This is a genomic window from Ensifer sp. D2-11, from assembly GCF_054161295.1.
This window is the reverse complement of record NZ_CP096434.1, coordinates 815561-832669: the sequence shown is the minus strand read 5'-3', so window position 1 is coordinate 832669 and position 17109 is coordinate 815561. Positions and strand designations below refer to the sequence as shown.

At 61.7% G+C, this 17109-nt stretch carries 16 protein-coding genes; 2 read left to right on the top strand and 14 right to left on the bottom strand.

The annotated features are described in order from the left end of the window. Nucleotides 1-195 precede the first annotated feature (195 nt). Entirely contained in the window at nucleotides 196-1380 is a 1185-nt protein-coding gene (locus M1D34_RS21005) for an MFS transporter (protein ID WP_498784219.1), read from the bottom strand. Nucleotides 1381-1469: 89 nt separating this feature from the next. On the opposite strand from M1D34_RS21005, the gene M1D34_RS21000 reads away from it, so the two are divergent. Then, the gene (locus tag M1D34_RS21000; protein ID WP_498784217.1) at nucleotides 1470-1841 is read left to right on the top strand and encodes an ArsR/SmtB family transcription factor; all 372 of its coding nucleotides are present in this window, start codon (nucleotides 1470-1472) and stop codon (nucleotides 1839-1841) included. Nucleotides 1842-1867: 26 nt separating this feature from the next. On the opposite strand, the gene phnN is transcribed toward M1D34_RS21000, so the two are convergent. The 9 genes from phnN to M1D34_RS20955 form a co-directional block, all read right to left on the bottom strand. Beyond that, nucleotides 1868-2455 carry a phosphonate metabolism protein/1,5-bisphosphokinase (PRPP-forming) PhnN gene (gene phnN / locus M1D34_RS20995; RefSeq protein ID WP_498784215.1) on the bottom strand — a complete coding sequence of 196 codons (588 nt, stop codon included), beginning with the start codon at nucleotides 2453-2455 and terminating at the stop codon, nucleotides 1868-1870. After that, entirely contained in the window at nucleotides 2452-3591 is a 1140-nt protein-coding gene (locus M1D34_RS20990; RefSeq protein WP_498784213.1) for an alpha-D-ribose 1-methylphosphonate 5-triphosphate diphosphatase, read from the bottom strand. The genes phnN and M1D34_RS20990 overlap by 4 nt, the downstream gene beginning before the upstream one ends. Nucleotide 3592: 1 nt before the next feature. Then, entirely contained in the window at nucleotides 3593-4300 is a 708-nt protein-coding gene (locus tag M1D34_RS20985) for a DUF1045 domain-containing protein (RefSeq protein WP_498784211.1), read from the bottom strand. 334 nt (nucleotides 4301-4634) lie between these two features. Next, nucleotides 4635-6152 carry a phosphonate ABC transporter, permease protein PhnE gene (gene phnE / locus M1D34_RS20980; RefSeq protein ID WP_498784209.1) on the bottom strand — a complete coding sequence of 506 codons (1518 nt, stop codon included), beginning with the start codon at nucleotides 6150-6152 and terminating at the stop codon, nucleotides 4635-4637. 9 nt (nucleotides 6153-6161) lie between these two features. Further along, a complete protein-coding gene (gene phnE, locus M1D34_RS20975) occupies nucleotides 6162-7124 on the bottom strand; it encodes a phosphonate ABC transporter, permease protein PhnE (protein WP_248448914.1) in 963 nt (320 codons plus the stop codon). Nucleotides 7125-7295: 171 nt separating this feature from the next. Next, nucleotides 7296-8201: a phosphonate ABC transporter substrate-binding protein gene (gene phnD / locus M1D34_RS20970; RefSeq protein ID WP_498784207.1), complete on the bottom strand. Its 906-nt coding sequence runs from the start codon at nucleotides 8199-8201 to the stop codon at nucleotides 7296-7298. A 91-nt stretch (nucleotides 8202-8292) separates the two neighbouring features. Continuing rightward, on the bottom strand, nucleotides 8293-9132 hold the full coding sequence (gene phnC, locus M1D34_RS20965; protein WP_498784205.1) for a phosphonate ABC transporter ATP-binding protein: 840 nt from the start codon (nucleotides 9130-9132) through the stop codon (nucleotides 8293-8295). A gap of 363 nt (nucleotides 9133-9495) precedes the next feature. Beyond that, on the bottom strand, nucleotides 9496-11331 hold the full coding sequence (locus tag M1D34_RS20960; RefSeq protein ID WP_498784203.1) for an ABC transporter ATP-binding protein: 1836 nt from the start codon (nucleotides 11329-11331) through the stop codon (nucleotides 9496-9498). 33 nt (nucleotides 11332-11364) lie between these two features. Further along, nucleotides 11365-12564, bottom strand: coding sequence for an aminotransferase class V-fold PLP-dependent enzyme (locus M1D34_RS20955; protein WP_498784201.1), 1200 nt, complete (start codon nucleotides 12562-12564; stop codon nucleotides 11365-11367). A 112-nt stretch (nucleotides 12565-12676) separates the two neighbouring features. On the opposite strand from M1D34_RS20955, the gene M1D34_RS20950 reads away from it, so the two are divergent. Further along, nucleotides 12677-13492 carry an IclR family transcriptional regulator gene (locus tag M1D34_RS20950; protein WP_498784199.1) on the top strand — a complete coding sequence of 272 codons (816 nt, stop codon included), beginning with the start codon at nucleotides 12677-12679 and terminating at the stop codon, nucleotides 13490-13492. 11 nt (nucleotides 13493-13503) lie between these two features. On the opposite strand, the gene M1D34_RS20945 is transcribed toward M1D34_RS20950, so the two are convergent. The 4 genes from M1D34_RS20945 to M1D34_RS20930 are packed head-to-tail and all read right to left on the bottom strand — an operon-like array spanning nucleotide 13504 to nucleotide 17070. Next, nucleotides 13504-14004, bottom strand: a complete 501-nt coding sequence (locus M1D34_RS20945) for a RidA family protein (RefSeq protein WP_498784198.1) — start codon at nucleotides 14002-14004, stop codon at nucleotides 13504-13506. Between the two features lie 40 nt (nucleotides 14005-14044). Then, nucleotides 14045-15256 carry an amidohydrolase/deacetylase family metallohydrolase gene (locus tag M1D34_RS20940; protein WP_498784196.1) on the bottom strand — a complete coding sequence of 404 codons (1212 nt, stop codon included), beginning with the start codon at nucleotides 15254-15256 and terminating at the stop codon, nucleotides 14045-14047. A 3-nt stretch (nucleotides 15257-15259) separates the two neighbouring features. Next, on the bottom strand, nucleotides 15260-16129 hold the full coding sequence (locus tag M1D34_RS20935; protein ID WP_498784194.1) for an ABC transporter permease: 870 nt from the start codon (nucleotides 16127-16129) through the stop codon (nucleotides 15260-15262). Further along, the gene (locus tag M1D34_RS20930; RefSeq protein ID WP_498784192.1) at nucleotides 16129-17070 is read right to left on the bottom strand and encodes an ABC transporter permease; all 942 of its coding nucleotides are present in this window, start codon (nucleotides 17068-17070) and stop codon (nucleotides 16129-16131) included. The genes M1D34_RS20935 and M1D34_RS20930 overlap by 1 nt, the downstream gene beginning before the upstream one ends. Nucleotides 17071-17109: the final 39 nt, after the last annotated feature.

Genomic DNA, 17109 nt, shown 5'->3' with positions numbered 1-17109 from the left:
CCGCCCTTCTTCGCCAATAATGTATATACATAATACCGGCGATGACAAGTGAGAAATATGATCCCTGAGATAACGCGGTGGGAGCTGCCGGCCAGAAGCACGGAAACAGGCACAGAAAAGCCCCGAACTTCCGTCCGTGGCTTATCGAGAGAATTGAGGTCTGGCCTGCGTCGGCGACTATGCGGAAGCGGGAAGCTATTCCGCCGCCGCAGTCGCCAGGCGCCGCCGATGGGATCGCAGTCCTGCATATAGGACGGCGAGCGAAGCCACCGGAAACAGTGCCGCGAAGAAGCCGAGATCCGCGGCAGCCGTATTCTCGAGCACCCGTCCGCCGATCGCCGTGCCGGTCGCGATGCCGAGATAGATCGCCGAGGCCTTGAGCGACAGGGTCAAATGGGCAACCTCCGGGGCGAAGCCGACGATACGGCTCGCCTGGGCCGGCGGAAACGCCCAACCTACGATCCCCCATGGCACCATTATGCCGATCAGCAGCAAGCCGGCGAGATCGCGCGTGAGGAAGTGCAGGCCGAAGGCGATCATCAGCGAGACCGCGAGCGCGGAGATCAGCGAAGCCGTCACCACGCGCGTGGCGCCGAGCCGGTCGGCCAGATAGCCGCTGGAGAGATTGCCGATCACCGCGCCGACCCCGAAGGCGAGCAACAGCCCCGGCAGCGCCAGTTGCGAAAGCCCGGCTCCGTCGATCGCCAGCGGGGCGAGGTAGGAGATGATCATGAAGCCGCCGGTGAGATACAGAAACGTCACCATGAGCGACGAGGCCACGCCCGGACGGCCGATGGCGCCGAAGCGCTCGGACATTGTCAGCTTCGTTCCGCTGAGGCCCCGCGGCAGGCGCAGCCAGAGCACGGCAGCGCAGGTGAGCCCAAGCAGAGCGACCGCCCCGAACGTGCCGCGCCATCCCCAGAAGGCGGCAATCAGCGCGCCGAGGGGCGCGCCGAGCGCCACGGCGAATGTGGTACCGCCCACCACGATTGAAATCGCCAATGCGCGGTGCTCCGGTCCTGCAAGTGAAACCGCCGTCGCTTGCGCCGTGGCGGCAAACAGTCCGCTTGCCATTCCCATCACGATCTGGGCGAGGAGCAGCGTGGTGAAGGAGACGCTCATCGCCGCGATGCAGTTGCAGACGACGAAGACGAGCATTGCAGTCACCAGCAGCCGACGCCGGTCCGCCGCGCCGGCCAGGGCCGAAAGCAGCGGCGCGCCGATGGCATAGGAAAGCGAGAACAGCGTGATCAGGTGCCCCGCATGGGGAATGGTCGTGTGCGTGTCGGCGGCGATCGACGGCAGAAGGCTCGAAAAGACGAAGCCGACCGTGCTCATCGTGAAAGAGCCAACGGCGAGCCAGATGATGCGCTTGTCCATCGGGAGACCCCGCTTGTTCAAAAGATATTGAACTATTGAACTTGGTTGCTAGCCGTGTCAATATGCCGAGACTGCCAATCGTTGATCCAATGACCCTACCGCATCCCACCGCCGATCAGATCACCCTGTCCAATGTCCTAGCGGCCCTCGGCGATCCGACGCGCCTGGCGATCGTGGGCTATCTCGCCCGCCGCGCCGGACGGCCGACCATGTGCCTGAACTTCACGGATTTCGGCTCCAAGACCAATATCAGCTATCATCTGGCCAAGCTGCGCGAGGCGGGCATCACGCGTACCGAGGTCTCCGGTACCAGCCGGTTGATCACGCTGCGGCGGGACGATCTCGACATCCGATTTCCCGGCCTCCTCGATTCCATTATCGCCGCCGCGGTGGACCTGCCCATGGTCAGGAAGATCGAGGATGCAGAGGAGGAGGCCCTGGCACAAGGCGAGGCGCGATAAAGGTTTGCGAACCGCCGGCCTCTTCTTCAGGCAGGGTGATGGCGCCTAGCTGAGTGCCGCTCGACCAGCGCGACGAATTGCCGGCCCGCCACATCCAGCCTGCCGCTGTTGTCGATGACCGTCACGTCGGCATCGGCGATGACGTCGGGTGCCTGCCGCGTCAGGCGGCGGAGCACGTCTTCCTCGCTCTCCCGGCCGCGCTCCGCCAGCCGCTTCGCCAGCACCGGCGGCTCGGCGGTGATCACCGCAACCGCGATCGTACCGAACGCCTGACGAATGGCGGGGAGGGCGGCGCGGCTGCCGTTTACGATCGCGGTCATGCCTGTTGCGATCTTTTCGGCGATCTCTGCCGGGATGCCGTAGCTCAACCCATGCGCCTGCCACGAAACGGCGAAAGCGCCGCTCCGGCTCATCTCCTCGAATTCGGCGTCGGACACACTTTCGTGCACCTCGCCGCCTGCATCCGACGGTCTTGTGATCGCCCGCCGGACGAAGAGAATATCGGGCCGCGGCGCAAAATGGCGGGCGGCAAAGCCCATGACGCTGTCTTTCCCGGCACCGCTCGGACCGACGACGACGATGAGCGTTCCGGATACTCGATCGGCGGTGGTCATGCGACACGCCGTCCTTCGCGCCAGACCGAGCGGACGACCGGTATGCCCTCCGGCCGGCGAACGCGCGCGATGTCGGCGCGCAGCCCCACGGCGATCCGCCCGCGATCTCCGAGCCCGACTGTGCGGGCGGGCGTCGCCGTCACCATCGCAATGGCCTCGGGAAGGCCGATCGATTCGACCTCGTCTGCCAGTATGAAAGGCGCATGGATCAGGCTGAAGGGAACGTAATCGGAAGAAAGCACGTCGAGGACGCCGCGCTTCGCGAGATCGCGCGCGGCGATATTGCCGGAATGTGACTTGCCGCGGACGATATTGGGCGCGCCCATCAATACGCTGAGGCCTGCGCGGTGCGAGGCTTCCGCCGCCTCGAAGCTTGTCGGGAACTCCGCAAGGCGAATGCCGTAGCCGATCGATTCTTCGACATGCTCGACCGTCGCATCGTCGTGGCTGGCGACCGTGATGCCGCGCTCGGCACAGGCTTTTGCGAGCGCGTTTCGATGCGGTGTCGCATAGCGGGCCGAGAGCGCCTGCTGACGCTCGATGAATGCGGCGAAGGCATCGTCGGTAAGGCCGCGCTTGGTTTTGTAGTAGAGCGTGTACTGGTCCATCGTCTGGAACTGGCGCTGCCCGGGCGCGTGGTCCATCAGCGAAACCAGACGGACCTGCGGGTCGTTCCGGAAGTCCTCATAGTGCTCCAGCACGTCGGCGGTCGACACTTCGCAGCGCAGATGGATCAGGTGATCGGCCCGCAGACGGCCCTCTTGCTTGGCCTGGGCGAGCGCATCGGCCATGCTGCGCATCTCGCCCTTCGGAAAGCCGCTGTCCTCGTCCGAGCCCAGGCGCAGACAATCGAAGACGGTGGTGATGCCGGAGGTGACGACCTGGGCGTCATGGGCCTGGATGGCCGCGATCTTCAGCCAGCGAACCCCGGGGCGCGGAGAATAATGCGCCTCGAGATGGTCGGTGTGCAGTTCGACCAGCCCGGGCAGCAGGTAGTCACCCTCGAAATCCTCGCCCGTGGCGCTCGCCCCTTCGGAGATGTCGGCGATCCGGCCGTCGCGGATCAGCACCGAACCGTCGAGGATCCGGTCCTCCAGAACGATGCGGGCGTTGGTCAAAACCTGTTCTTTGGGCATGTCATGCAATCTTTCGTTCGGATGCGCCGCCAAGCGGCAGCAGGGAATGGATGGTGAAAGGAGCGCTGCGGCGCTCTTCGGCGAAAAGCGCAATCGTCGAGACGGCAAGCGGCTTGCCGATGAATTCGGCGAAGACCGTTTCGAGCGCCATTCTCATGGGCCGCTGCATTTCTTCCGGCACCGGCCCCGTCAGTGTCAGATGGAACTGGAACTCCTCGAAGACGTATGGGTAGCCCCATGCGGCCAGGTACTCGCGCTGCCGCTGCGTAAGCCTCTCCGGATTGCGGCGGGCGAGATCGGCTTCCGAAAGCGGCGCCCGGAATGGCTCGAAACGGCGAACCGCCTGCTCCGCAAGGCGCTGCAGGGGCGGACAAGGCTCGGCGGAGACGAGCGCGAAGAAGGGGCCGATCTGATGCAGGACGATCTCCGGCACTTCGAACGACTCGATCTCCGCGGCGAACTCGTCGAAAGCCGCGATCAAGTCGGCTTCACGGCGGCTGGAGCTAAGCCCGAAGGGTGCCTTCAGCGTCCCGTGGAAACCGTAACGGCGGGGCTCGGTCGTCAATGCCATCTGCTCTTCACGTCCTATTCCCGGATTTTCCGGGCAGTCCAGGGCGCCGCCGGTGAACGCGTCGCGTCCCAGCCAACGCGAAGCGGTCTGCGACAGCCGGTCATCGGACGGCGGCGCGAAGTAGATTGCATAGCGCACGGGTTCACACTTTCTTCATCAGTCGCCTCGACGCAGTTTGCCCCGAGTCGATGGTTCGCGGGATGAAATGCGCAGCTAGCCGATTTGCATGACAACATCATGATGACATCGGCTCAGAACGCAAATCGGTTCGGAGCGGGATGGATTGTTTGCAGCTTCGCCTGCTCCCGCTCCAGTTATCAGAATCAGTTCGTCACTATCCGAATCGGCCGATCCGTTTCTAGATCACAATGATTCTAGGTCGGGTCGACCCAAAAAACATGAACGTGATCGATTCCAAGAAGTTGAGACGCGGGATGCGGGCGGAAAACCGCACACTTTTCCTCATCCCGCTCTAGTGTGTACGGCCAATGAGGCGCGATCGGCAGAGATTGGAGATGCTGTCGAAAACGAACACGACCATCAAGATCAGCAGCACCATATAGGCGACATTTTCCCAATCCGAATTTGTGCGCATCGCCTCCCACAGCTTTAGGCCGATCCCGCCGGCGCCGACGGCGCCGATAATGGTGGCCGAACGCGTGTTCGACTCCCAGAAATAGAGGGCCTGGCTGGCAAAGACCGGCAGGACCTGCGGCAGCACGCCGAAGCGCTGCACGGCGACCGGCGCGGCGCCGACCGATTTGACGCCCTCACGCTGCTTGTCGTCGATATTCTCGAGCGCTTCGGAGTAAAGCTTGCCCAGCGTGCCCGTGTCGGTGAAGAAGATCGCCGAGATGCCCGCGAGCGGCCCGGGCCCGAAGGCGCGCGTGAAGAACAGCGCCCAGATGAACATGTCGACCGACCGCAGGAAATCGAAGAAACGCTTCACGAACTGATTGGTGAGGCGGCTCGGCGTGATGTTGCGCGCCGCGAGGAAGCAAAGCGGGAAGGCGATGAAGGAGGCGAAGAGCGTTCCGACGAAAGCCATGACGATCGTCTGCAGGAGCTTGGTCCACACGTCCAGATGCTGCCATTCCGCATTGTAGAGGATGTTGTTCCAGGCAAGGGAGAGATTTGAGCGCGCCGGATCGATCCGTTCTCCGGAAACGATCAAGGAGGCGACTTCGCTGTAGGGCTTCCCGAAGAAGGGCGAGTTGGTGTCGAAGAGGAAATTCACCCAGCCGAAGAAGCGATTGCGGATGGAGATCTCGTCGCCCTCCACTTCGGCCCAGCCGGTGGCGCCGAAGGACAGCGTCACCTTCTCGCCCGGGCGCTTCTGGATCGCCCAGGAGGGAAGGGGTCCTTCCGGCGTCACGTTGTCCGCGCCGTCGACCTGAAGCACGAGCGTCTCGCCCGAGTGTGTGACTGTCACCAGCTTTTCGGCGACGTCGATACGCGTGGAGCTATCGAACTTCACCACGGCGTGCGTGACGACTTCTTCGGTGCGGGTTGTGGCGGCATCTTCCTGCGGCGTCGAATTCGTGTCGGCGCCGCGCGCCGCGTTGGGCGCCATGAAGCTGAACGAGGAGGCGGTCTTTGGCTTCTGGACTTGCGCCGCGGCCGCCGGAGCGGCGACGGTTCGCGTCACCGTCTCCTTTTCGAGCGTGACCCATTCCGGGCTCGGATCGTCTCCAAGCGGCGAATTGCGCCCGAAGGACACGCTCATCGTTCCATCGGGTGCGACGGCGATCTCGGGCCGCACTTCGTAAGATACCCAGTCTGCGAGATAGGTGCCGGCAATCCCCCAATTGGCATTGGCGAGCACGTGCCCGATCGAGAAGAACCACCAGCTGAAGATCATGTAAAGAACGACGCCAGCCGTTATCAGTGCCGTGCTGCGCCGCTTGGCGGCCGACGACTGCAGGAGATGCGGGTGGCGCGCTGCGATAGCTTCCATTTCGCGCGCATCGAGGTTTGTCGAGGCAATCATGGTGCGGTCCTATTGCGCAAGCTGAAAGGCCTGGTCGCCCACGAGGCGGCGGCGAAGCCAGGCGGAGAACTGATCGACGGCGAAGATCGTGGCGAAGAGCAGGAGGACGATCGCGAGCGTCTTCGCTTCATGCCCCTGGCCGATCGACAGGCGCAGGAGTTCCCCGATGCCGCCCCCGCCGACGGCGCCGATGATCGTCGAGGCGCGCACGTTGATTTCGAGCCGGAGCAGAAAATAGCTGGTGAAATTGGGCAGCACCTGGGGGACCATGCCGAACCAGACCCGCTCGATCCAGTTGGCGCCGACGGCACGCAGACCTTCCTCCGGTTTCATGTCGGCATTCTCGACCACTTCGAAGAACAGCTTGCCGAGCGCGCCGATCGTGTGGATCGACACCGCAGCGATGGCGGGAATAGGCCCAAGCGAAAGGATTGCCAGGAAAAAGCCGGCGATGACGACTTCCGGAAAGGCGCGCAGGATTTCCATCAGCCGGCGTACGATGCCCCTGATCCAGGGATTGGGCATCAGATTTTTCGCGGCGAGGAAGCACAGGATGAAGCCGAAGAAGACGCCGATGACAGTCGAAAAGATGGCGATGTTCACGGTCTCCAGCATCTTGTGAACATATTCCGGGACGTAGAAGCTCTCGGTCACATAGAGGCGCCCATCCGGGTAATTGTATTTGAAACTGCCGTCGTCATAGGGCGAAGGCAGGTCGAAGAGGGCGCGAACGATCTCTATCGGATCGCGCGGCATGAGATGTCCGACGAAATCGAAGAAGTGCGGCAGCCGGTCGAAGAACTTGCCCGCGTTCGACTCGTTCGCGAACCAGAGCGAACTGAAAAGCGTCAACGCGAGAAATGCGAGACCGAGCCAGGTATAGAGACGCCGGCGATTGTTGAGCTCCTGCCAGTGACGCTCGATAAGAGCGCCGTTCTCGCTGAGGTGCCGTGTAGACACGGAAGTGGCCATTGGGTTTCCGGCTGGGGGCCGGCCTCTAGAGCGCTTCCGTGAAGAGGAAGTGCGTCGTTTCAAAAAGTGGGATCGTTTGATCGAGACGATCCGGAGCGGGCGGCTGCAGGTGCCCGATAGTCGAACGCCGGCCGCAGCTTGGCGGCCGGCGCAGGATGGCGCGTTCGGCGATCAGCCGCCGATCGTCGCCTTGCGCGCGTCGATGATCGGCTTGTAGAAGTCGCTGTTGACCTCGACGAAACCGGTGAAGTCGCCGCCCTGGATGGCGGAGAAGCAGGCGGCGTCGGTCTTCGGCAGATCCATCATGAACTGCTTGAACTTGGCCTTCATGTCGTCGTTCAATGCGGTGCGCACGACGATCGGGCCGTTCGGGATCAGCGGCGACTTCCACAGTTCGACGAGGTCGTTCATGTCGACGATACCTTTGTCGACCATCTTGCGCAGGTTGCCCGAGGTGTAGCCGTCCTTGAACTCGCCGACGCCCGAGCCGAAGGTCGTGCCGGCATCGAAGGTGCCCTTCACGACTTCAAGCACGAGGTTCTCGTGACCGCCGCCGAAGCCGGTCTCGCCGAAATATTCCTTGACCGGCGCGCCGATCGCTTCCGGCAGGGTGACGAGGGGAACGAGATAGCCCGAGGTCGAGTCCGGATCGGCGAAGCCGAGCTTCTTGCCCTTCAGGTCTTCGAGCTTTGTAATGCCCGAGTCCTTGCGGGCGACCATGATCGAATAATAGCCCGTGGAGCCGTCGGTCTGGATGGTCGTCAGGATCGGCTCGACCGCGTCAGCCTTGGCGAGATAGATCTTGGCATAGCCGGAGGCGCCGAGTTCGGCGTAATCGAGCGTGCCGCCGAGGAGGCCCTGGATCACGCCGTCATAGTCGGCCGCCGGGAAGAGGGAGACCTTCTCGACGCCGATGGCTGCCGGGAGCTGATCGACGAGGCACTGATAGTTGCGCAGGCGGTCGGCTTCGTTTTCGCCGCCGATGATGCCGACGCGGAATTCCTTCAGGTCTTCGGCCTGTGCGTGGCCGACGAGGGCGAAAAGCGCGACCGCGCTCAGAAGAGCTTTTTTAAGCATTGGGTTCGTTCTCCCGTTTTCCCGGACGCGCCGGGGTCTTTCTCGGTTTCGAAAAGGCGCCCTTGACGCGGGCATTCGATCGCGGCGGACCTTAAGGGCCGGCCAGTGCCAGCGGCTTCAAGCCGGCCGATGCTGTTTCCCGCGGGGGTTCCGCGGGGATGTTGATGCTGGTCGAGGTCATCGACTCCTCGATCGCCGTTTCCGCGCCATAGACCGCCGCGACCGCGGCGGCGGTCAGATCCCTCGGCTGCCCGTCGAAGACGACCCGGCCATGCGCCATGCCGATGACCCGCTCGCAATAGTTCCGCGCGGTATCGAGCGTATGCAGATTGGTAATCACGGTGATGCCGTCGCGCTCGTTGATGTCGCGCAGCGCGTCCATCACGATCTTGGCGTTGAGCGGGTCGAGCGACGCGATCGGCTCATCGGCGAGCAGCACCTTCGGCTGCTGCATCAGCGCGCGGGCGATTGCGACGCGCTGCTGCTGCCCACCCGAGAGCGTGCCGGCCGGCTGAAGGGCGGTCTGTTCGATCCCCAGACGCTCCAGTGCACCGATCGCCATGATGCGCTCTTCGCGGCTGAACATGTTGAGGACGCTCAGTACGGTGGATCGATGGTTGAGCCGCCCGAGGAGAACATTGGTCAGCACGTCGAGGCGAGGCACCAGATTGAACTGCTGGAAGATCATCGCGCAGTCGCGCTGCCACTTGCGCAGAGCCGCCCCCTTGAGCGAGGAGACCTGTACGCCGGCGAATTCGATCGAGCCGAAGGAGGGGTCCACGAGACGGTTTATCATGCGCAGGAGTGTCGACTTGCCGGCGCCGGAGCGGCCGATAATGCCAACCATCTGACCCTGCGGTATGTCGAAGGTAACCGAGCTGACGGCTGTCTTCTTGCCGAACTGGCGGGTTACGTTCTTCAACTGAAACATTGGCAGCAGTTCCTCTTTCGGGGAGACCGGTCATCGGTATGACCCTGCCATATCCGCGCTTCATGAAAGCGCAGTGTCAGTTTCGTGTAGGTTCTGTAACAGTGCACAGGTGCGGTTCATGAACCTCGAACGCTCCGGCCGAAGTCATCGTGACCTGTGAGACCCGTCACCCCCGCAGCCTGCAGCGCAGGTCGGCTTCCAGCCGCGGATCGAACGGCAGCGGAAGTGCGGATTGGTCGGTGCCGAAGCCGTAGCATTCCGACGTGCGGCAAAGGACCTCATTCGAACTCCGAGCTGGCACGTCATAGACGAAGCCTCGGGAAATAGCCTAATGCGAGGAGAGGGCCAATCAACACGTTGAGATCACGAGGCGACAAAGTGCCCGGGGGAAACCTCATTGTACTGGATTGGTACAATCTTGTAATCGACCGGACGGATCGGACTTTTTATCTCCTCATTGCTGATATGGCCCTTTCCCCGGCGGCGATCCGGATCGGGGACCGGCACCGCGGAAATCAGTTTCTTCGTATATGCGTGCTGCGGATTGCCGAAGACCGCAGCGCGAGGGCCCACTTCAACGATTTCACCAAGGTACATGACTGCAACGCGATGGCTGACGCGTTCGACGACGGCCATATCGTGGGAAATGAAGAGGAAAGCAAGATTGAGGCTCTGTTGCAAATCCAGCAGCAGATTGATCACCTGTGCCTTGATCGAAACGTCGAGAGCCGAGACGCTCTCGTCGGCGACGATCACCTTCGGATCGAGCGCCAGCGCCCGGGCTATACAGATGCGCTGACGCTGGCCGCCGGAAAACTCATGCGGGTAGCGCGAAGCCATGTCGGCTGTCAGTCCGACCTTGACCAGGAGATCGGCCACCAGATCACGTGCCTGTTTGGCGGTTCCCATCTCGTGTTCGAGATAGGGTTCGGCGATTGCAGCACCTATCGGCATGCGTGGGTTGAGGCTCGCGAAGGGATCCTGGAAGATCATCTGGACGGTCTTGCGAATCTCGCGCATTCCGCTTGTATCAAGCGTCAAGATCTCGGTTCCATCCACCAGAACGGAGCCGGCCTGCGGCTCGATCAGGCGCATAATCGCACGACCGGTCGTCGACTTACCGCAACCGGATTCACCGACCAGAGATAGAGTTTCGCCGGCATGGAGGTCGAAGGAAACGTTTTCGACCGCATGGACGCGGCCACTCAAGCGGCTGAACAGGCCGGAATGGATGTCGAAATGCTTAGTGAGGTTCCTGACTTCGAGCACCGGGCGTTTCCCGAGTGCAACCTTATCTGCCGTCTCGACCGGAATATCGGAGAGCCCGGTCGCCGTATCGACGACAGGGAAGCGCATAGGCCGATCCCTGCCGCCCATCGAGCCAAGGACGGGAACGGCGGACAGAAGCGCACGCGTATACGGGTGTCTGGCGCGGAAGAAGATATCGCTCGTTGGGCCTGATTCCACCTGCTCGCCGCGATACATTACCACCGTCCGGTCGGCAATTTCGGCAACGACGCCCATATCGTGCGTGATGAAGAGCACGGAGGTTCCCTCTTCCTCCTGCAGCGTTTTGATGAGATCGAGAATCTGTCCCTGGATGGTGACGTCAAGTGCTGTCGTCGGCTCGTCGGCAATCAGCAGCTTTGGTCGTGAGGCAAGTGCCATGGCAATCATTACGCGCTGGCGCATACCACCGGAAAACCGGTGCGGATACTCATCGAAACGGGAGGCGGCCGATGGAATGCGCACCTTTTCCAACAACCGGATGGTCTCGGCCCTGGCGTCCCGCTTGCTCATCTGCGAGTGGCAGAGAAGCGCTTCGGAGATCTGGTCGCCGATAGTGAAGAGCGGATTGAGGCTTGTCATAGGCTCCTGAAAGATCATCGCAACATCGTTTCCGCGCACCTGCCGCATGGTGGTCTCAGGCAGTTGCAGAATATCACGGCCGTCGAGCACGACCCTTCCCGCGATGCGGCTGGTATCGGCCTGGAGCAGTCGCATGATCGACAGCGAGGTGACGCTCTTGCCGGAGCCGGATTCTCCGACGATCGCCACGGTCTCGCCAGGGGCTACCGTGAACGACATATCCCGCACAACGGACCTCCACGCCCCGTCGACGATGAACGACGTCGTCAGGTTCTCCACGGACAAAATCGGCGGCACGCGTATTGTTTGTAGGGCGGGGAGAGTTGCCATATCGGGATCCTTCTTCGGTTTAAGCCGTCGGGTTCAATCCGGCCAGCGCAGTGCGCCATCGAAACGGTGCTTGCTGCGGTTTTCCAGCGGTGTGGCGATGATGTCGTTCGAGGCGCTGGCCTTGTCGAGTTCCTCGGCCAGACGGTTGGCAACGATGGTCTCCTGACCCGGATGCAGGTTGCAGGGATCGAGGTAGAAGTAGTGATGCTCGACCTCGTGGTCGCGCACGATGACAGGCGGCGTACCGCGCGCCAGCGCATCGGCAAGATCCCACGCCGTGATATGGGCTTCGTGCGCGCTCACGATCACCCGCATCCTGTCGAGTGGATTGCCGGTCGGATCGGGCTCGATCAGCGCTGTGACGCCTGGTCGGTTCTCCAGCGTGTCGCGCCAGAAATGGAGATAGCTGGTCTCGCGGGCGCGGATACCGTCATGATCGCGCTTTTCCCAGGCTTCTAGGGCCGCCATGAGGCCGAAGACGCTCTCCTTGCCGACTTTCATGCCCCGTCCAATCCCCATATTCTGTAGGAAGGCGTTGCGCACGAGGTCCTTCTTACCAGCCACGATGCCGGAAGTCGGGCCGCCCAGAAATTTGTGACCGGAATAGAGCACGATGTCCGCTCCCTGCTCGAGAAAGCTACGCAGATCGTATTCCGATGCCGCATCAACGATGACGGGCACTGATTTCGCGTGGGCGATTTCCACGAATTCCGTCAGCTTCAACAGGCCGTAGTCGACGACGTGATGCGAGACGACGTAAAGGGCCGCAGCCGTCTTTTCCGCGATCGCGTTCTCCATGTGGTACCGATGGGTCGAGGTCGCTTGCCCGATCATCACGGTCTTGCCGCCCGCCAGACGAATGGACTGATCGACCGGCGCGCCGTAACTGACGATATGGCCCATCTGCACAAGGACCTCATTTTTTTCGGTGCTGACGCCGGGCAGTTTCTCGATGGCGAGCAGATCGCTGCCGGTGATCGTTCCGGCAACGGCAAGGGTGATGCCTGCCGCGCACGATGCCGTCACGAAACCGGCTTCGCCGCCGGTCAGCCGCGCGATCACGGCACTTGCCTTGCGCTGCAGGTCATTCATCTCGACGAATTGCGGCAGGATGGATGTCATAGCGGCAATCGCTTCCGGAACCACGATCGATGCCCCCAGGCTTGTCATCGTGCCTGAAACATTGATGACCGGACGCAGTCCGAGGGATGTGCGAATGTCTTCACTGGGCATTGTGCTCTCCGAAATTTTTGCGGCCGAAAACGGAGGGGATTGCCTTCCAATCATCGACAGCTATGCCATTACAATGTAATAACAGTTCAAAATCATAATGTGAGTTCGTGTCTTGAACGCCAAAATCCACCCCATTTCCGTGATCGATGAGGACAGCGTGAAAAGCGGAAAACGCTCTCGGGTCAGCGGCATTGACCGGGCCCTGCAGGTTCTTGATCACCTCTACGAGACCGGCGCGCCCTGTAGTGCCTATGCTATTGCAAAGGCAATTGGCGCGCCGCTTTCCACGGTCTACGTGATCGTCGATGATCTGGTGGAAAAGAACCTTTTGACGCGCGGTGCCGATGGCTTGATCTGGCTTGGAGCGCGGCTTTACCACTTCGGTCTTGCCTATGCCCGCTCGCTGGATTTCATGAGTGTCGCCACCCATGAAATGCACGATCTCTGCCGCCAAGTCGGTGAAACCGTCCAGCTTTGTGGCCGTGACGGCGACCATATGCTGGTGCTTGCGATGGCGGAAGGTCCAAGCCATTTCCAGGTCGCCTCGCGCGTTGGAACCCGTGTACCGCTGAACTGGACCGCGTCCGGCCGACTTCTGGTGGGTCATCTGCCGGACGATGAGCGGCTCGAGCTCTTCAGGCGATGCGCCCGTTCCTCGCCGACCGGACGCGCCGATGTCGATCCGGCCAAGCTGTCTGCCGCGGCCGTGGATGCGATGAAGACGCGACTTTCCATTCAGGCGGGCGAATCCGACTATGCCGTTGCCTGCATCGCATCGCCGATCTGCGATCGCGATGGCCGGTGCGTCGCGACCATCTCGATCGTTCTGCCGGAGCAGAAGGCCTTTTCCGACGAAACGCATTACACTTCGCATGCGCGCGCTTCCGCTGACAGGATCGAAAAACTGATGGGCTGGCGCGGTCACTGACATGCTTTTTCTTAACCGTGCAGGGCGACGATCGCTTCGATCTCGACGGTGATATTACCGGGCAACGACCCGAAGCCGACGGCGGACCGGGCATGCTGCCCGGCATCGCCGAAGACCTCGATGAAAAGATCCGAGCACCCATTGATGACGCCGGGATGATCCTCGAAGTCTGGTGTCGCATTGACCATGCCGAGCAGCTTGACGACGCGCCGTACCCGGGAAAGGTCTCCCAGCGCCTCCTGCAGGACGGCCAGCAGGTTGATGCCTGTCAGTCGCGCGTGGCTATAGGCATCGGCGACATCGACGCCGCCCGATCCCACCTTGCCGGTATGCATGAAACCATCGGCCCCACGCGGGCCCTGGCCGGAAAGATAGATCAGATTGCCTTCGCGCACATGCGTCACGAAATTGGCTATCGGCGGCGGGGGGGGCGGCAACACGATGCCGAGCGACGTCAGCCGGTCGGCAGGCGAACCCGTCCTGTCGGCGGCGGTTGCCGTGGAACTGTTCACGCGAACTCCTGTGTCCTGTAAAAATGAGAGTGGCCCCGGCTTAACGGTATGAATAGCCGTGGCTGTGACGCACGAGTTTTCGCGCGCGCGGGATATAGCGGCTGGCTGACACAGCTTCCGCGCCGATGATGGCATAGCGCGGTTCGAAAATGCGGGTGAGCACCGAGACCTCACCATTCGAATCGGTCGCCTCGATATCGGAATCGACCAGATCGAAAATGGTGAAATCGGCCCGCTCACCAACGGCGAGGCGGTTTTCCATCGGCAGCTTGATAACGGACGCCGGCGCCTGAGTAACTGCCTCCACCACCTTGTCGAACGGCATGCCGACCACCAGCAGTTTTGACATGGTCGTCGCCAGATCCCAGACCGGGAAGTTCATCGAGTGGTCGTGCAGATCGGTCGAGATAGAGAACGGCAGAAGACCCCGCTTGATTGCCGCCTCGGCAACCTTGAACGAGAAGGACGCCCCGCCATGGCCGATATCCAGCCGGATACCGTCGCCGGCACATCGCTCGGCGAGATCGAACAGATCCTCGTCTTCCATGATGCTCGAGCCAGCCTTGCCGTTGAAGCAATGGGTGACGATGTCGCCTGGGCCGAGGATCTCCAGCACTTCGTCATAGAGCGCCGGGGGTTCACCGACATGCACCATCATCGGTATCTTGAGGATCTTGGCGATTTTCTTTCCGAGCTTGACCGGCGTCACGCCCCAGGATCCGGTGATGACGTGGCTCGCTCGGACCTTGACGCCGACGATATGCTCGCTGTTTTCGGCGTAGACCTCAAGAATGCGGTCGAGATTGATGTCCTGAATGCTTCTGAGTTCCGGCACGCGGTTGCAGGCGACAAGACCGATGGAGCCGAGATTGATGAAAGCCTTGATACGCTCGCGCGACGGTTCGATGATATATTCGCGAAAACCATGGAAATTGGCTTCGCCGGCAGAGCCGGCATCCACAAGCGTCGTGACGCCACGCTCCGCGCCGCATTCGGACGGGCGCAGGGAAATATCCGTGCCGCCGTGCCAGATGTGCACGTGCAGATCGATCCAGCCGGCCGAGATCCACGCGCCGTTGCCATCGATGCGCTGCACCTCAGTGGATACGGCAAGCGACGGGCCGACTTCGGCGATGCGCCCGTCAGCATTGATCAGGATATCGATCGTGCCGTTTGGTGTGCTGGCGCCGAAGGCAATGGGTTTGACATTGGCGAGGAGCACAGGCCCCTTCGCCTCATATCGATAAGACATGTTTCATAAGTCCTTTCGAAGCCTTGGATCGAGAAGATCGCGCAATCCGTCGCCAACCATCTGCAGCGACAGCACGGAGAGAATGATGGCGAAGCCAGGAAACAGCGTCATCCAGTCGGCTTGGCCGATATACTGCCGGCCGGCGGAGATCATCGTGCCCCAGGTCGGGATTTCCGGACTGACGCCAAGCCCGAGAAACGAAAGTCCCGCTTCGGCCAGCATGGCGTTGGCAAAGAGAAATGTCGCCTGCACGAGGATCGACGACAGCAGGTTGCGCAGCACATGCCGCGTCATGATGTGGCGCGTCGAAATGCCAAGCGCCCGGGCGGCCTCGATATAGGGGAGTTCGCGGATCACCAGGGTCGACGCACGGACGATACGCGCCAGGCGCGGCGCGTAGACGATGCTGAGCGCGATGATGACGGTGGTCAGCGATGGCCCCAGTGCGGCCACAAGCGCGATGGCGAGAAGAATGTCCGGAAAGGCCATCATCGCGTCGATCAGCCGGGCGATCGGCGCATCGAATTGCTTGAAGAATCCGGCGATCAGCCCGAGCGTCACACCGATGATCGCGGACAATGTCACGACGGCGGCGCCGACCAGCAATGACAGCCGCGCCGAATAGATGGTCCGCGAAAACACGTCGCGGCCGAACTCATCGGTACCGAAGACAAACGTGCCGCCCGGCGGTTTCAACCGGCTGACGATGGACAGTTTTGACGGCGAATAAGGCGCGATCAACGGGGCAAGGATGGCAAGCAGCACGAAGATCGTCAAAACGATCAGTCCGAAGGCCACGGTCTTGCGCTTCAGCAGGCGTCGGATGAATTTGTTGCGCTCGCTGAGCGCCGGTTTCGAGACAATTGCTGTCATCAGTAACGCACCCTCGGATCGACCAGCAGGTAGAGCATGTCGATGGCAAAATTGATCAGAACATAGAGTGCGGCAATGACCAGCAACGCTCCCTGGATGACCGGATAATCGCGCCTGAGCACGGCGGATACCACCAGGTTGCCGACGCCGGGCAGGCCGAACACGGTCTCGGTTACGACGGCGCCTGAGACTAGAACCGCCGCAGTCAGGCCGATCACCGTGAGGATCGGGACCAGCGCATTCTTCAACGCATGCTTGAGGATGACACGCCACTCGATCAGACCCTTGGCGCGGGCAGTCCGGATATAGTCATCTCCGAGTACATCGAGCATCGAGGCGCGGGTGAAGCGCAGGACCAGCGCCGATGAGACGATGCCAAGCGCAAACGCCGGCAGCGTCAGATGATACATCCGCTCAGCAAACGTCGATCCCGGTCCGCCGTAGCCCGACACGGGGAACAGATCGAGACGGACGGCAAAGACCTGCATCATGATTAGGCCAAGCCAGAAGCTCGGAATGCTGGCAGCCAGCATCGCCAGCGCTGTTGCTGCCTGGTCGAAGAGCGAACCACGCCGATAGGCCGCATAGATCCCGATCGGCAAGGCGATGGCGCTGGCGATGAGCAGCGAGAACAACGTAAGGAAAAAGGTCGGCTCGGCCCGCTCGAGCAGGGCCGATGCGACCGGCATATTGAGGAAGATCGATTGGCCGAGATCGCCCTTCAGCAGCTGCCCCATATAATAGATGTATTGAACGCCCAACGAACGGTCGAGGCCCAGCCGTATGCGCAGCTCCGCAATATCCTGGGCGCTGGCGTCCGGCCCGAGCATGACCGCTGCCGGATCGCCGGGCGTCACCCGTACGATCACGAAGACGATCGTGACGACAAGGAACATCACGACGATCATACCGAAGAGGCGCTGGAGAATATACCGTATCATGAAAGCCTGATCCTCATGCTCCGGAGAGCGTGCAGGTCT

Excerpts from the sequence above, each read along its gene's own strand:
- M1D34_RS20960 (WP_498784203.1), bottom strand. The coding sequence starts at position 11,331 with ATGGCAACTCTCCCCGCCCTACAAACAATACGCGTGCCGCCGATTTTG.
- phnE (WP_498784209.1), bottom strand. The coding sequence starts at position 6,152 with ATGATTGCCTCGACAAACCTCGATGCGCGCGAAATGGAAGCTATCGCA.
- M1D34_RS20935 (WP_498784194.1), bottom strand. The coding sequence starts at position 16,129 with ATGACAGCAATTGTCTCGAAACCGGCGCTCAGCGAGCGCAACAAATTC.
- M1D34_RS20990 (WP_498784213.1), bottom strand. The coding sequence starts at position 3,591 with ATGCCCAAAGAACAGGTTTTGACCAACGCCCGCATCGTTCTGGAGGAC.
- M1D34_RS20930 (WP_498784192.1), bottom strand. The coding sequence starts at position 17,070 with ATGATACGGTATATTCTCCAGCGCCTCTTCGGTATGATCGTCGTGATG.
- M1D34_RS20955 (WP_498784201.1), bottom strand. The coding sequence starts at position 12,564 with ATGCCCAGTGAAGACATTCGCACATCCCTCGGACTGCGTCCGGTCATC.
- phnE (WP_248448914.1), bottom strand. The coding sequence starts at position 7,124 with ATGGCCACTTCCGTGTCTACACGGCACCTCAGCGAGAACGGCGCTCTT.
- M1D34_RS21005 (WP_498784219.1), bottom strand. The coding sequence starts at position 1,380 with ATGGACAAGCGCATCATCTGGCTCGCCGTTGGCTCTTTCACGATGAGC.
- phnC (WP_498784205.1), bottom strand. The coding sequence starts at position 9,132 with ATGTTTCAGTTGAAGAACGTAACCCGCCAGTTCGGCAAGAAGACAGCC.
- M1D34_RS20940 (WP_498784196.1), bottom strand. The coding sequence starts at position 15,256 with ATGTCTTATCGATATGAGGCGAAGGGGCCTGTGCTCCTCGCCAATGTC.
- phnN (WP_498784215.1), bottom strand. The coding sequence starts at position 2,455 with ATGACCACCGCCGATCGAGTATCCGGAACGCTCATCGTCGTCGTCGGT.
- phnD (WP_498784207.1), bottom strand. The coding sequence starts at position 8,201 with ATGCTTAAAAAAGCTCTTCTGAGCGCGGTCGCGCTTTTCGCCCTCGTC.
- M1D34_RS21000 (WP_498784217.1), top strand. The coding sequence starts at position 1,470 with ATGACCCTACCGCATCCCACCGCCGATCAGATCACCCTGTCCAATGTC.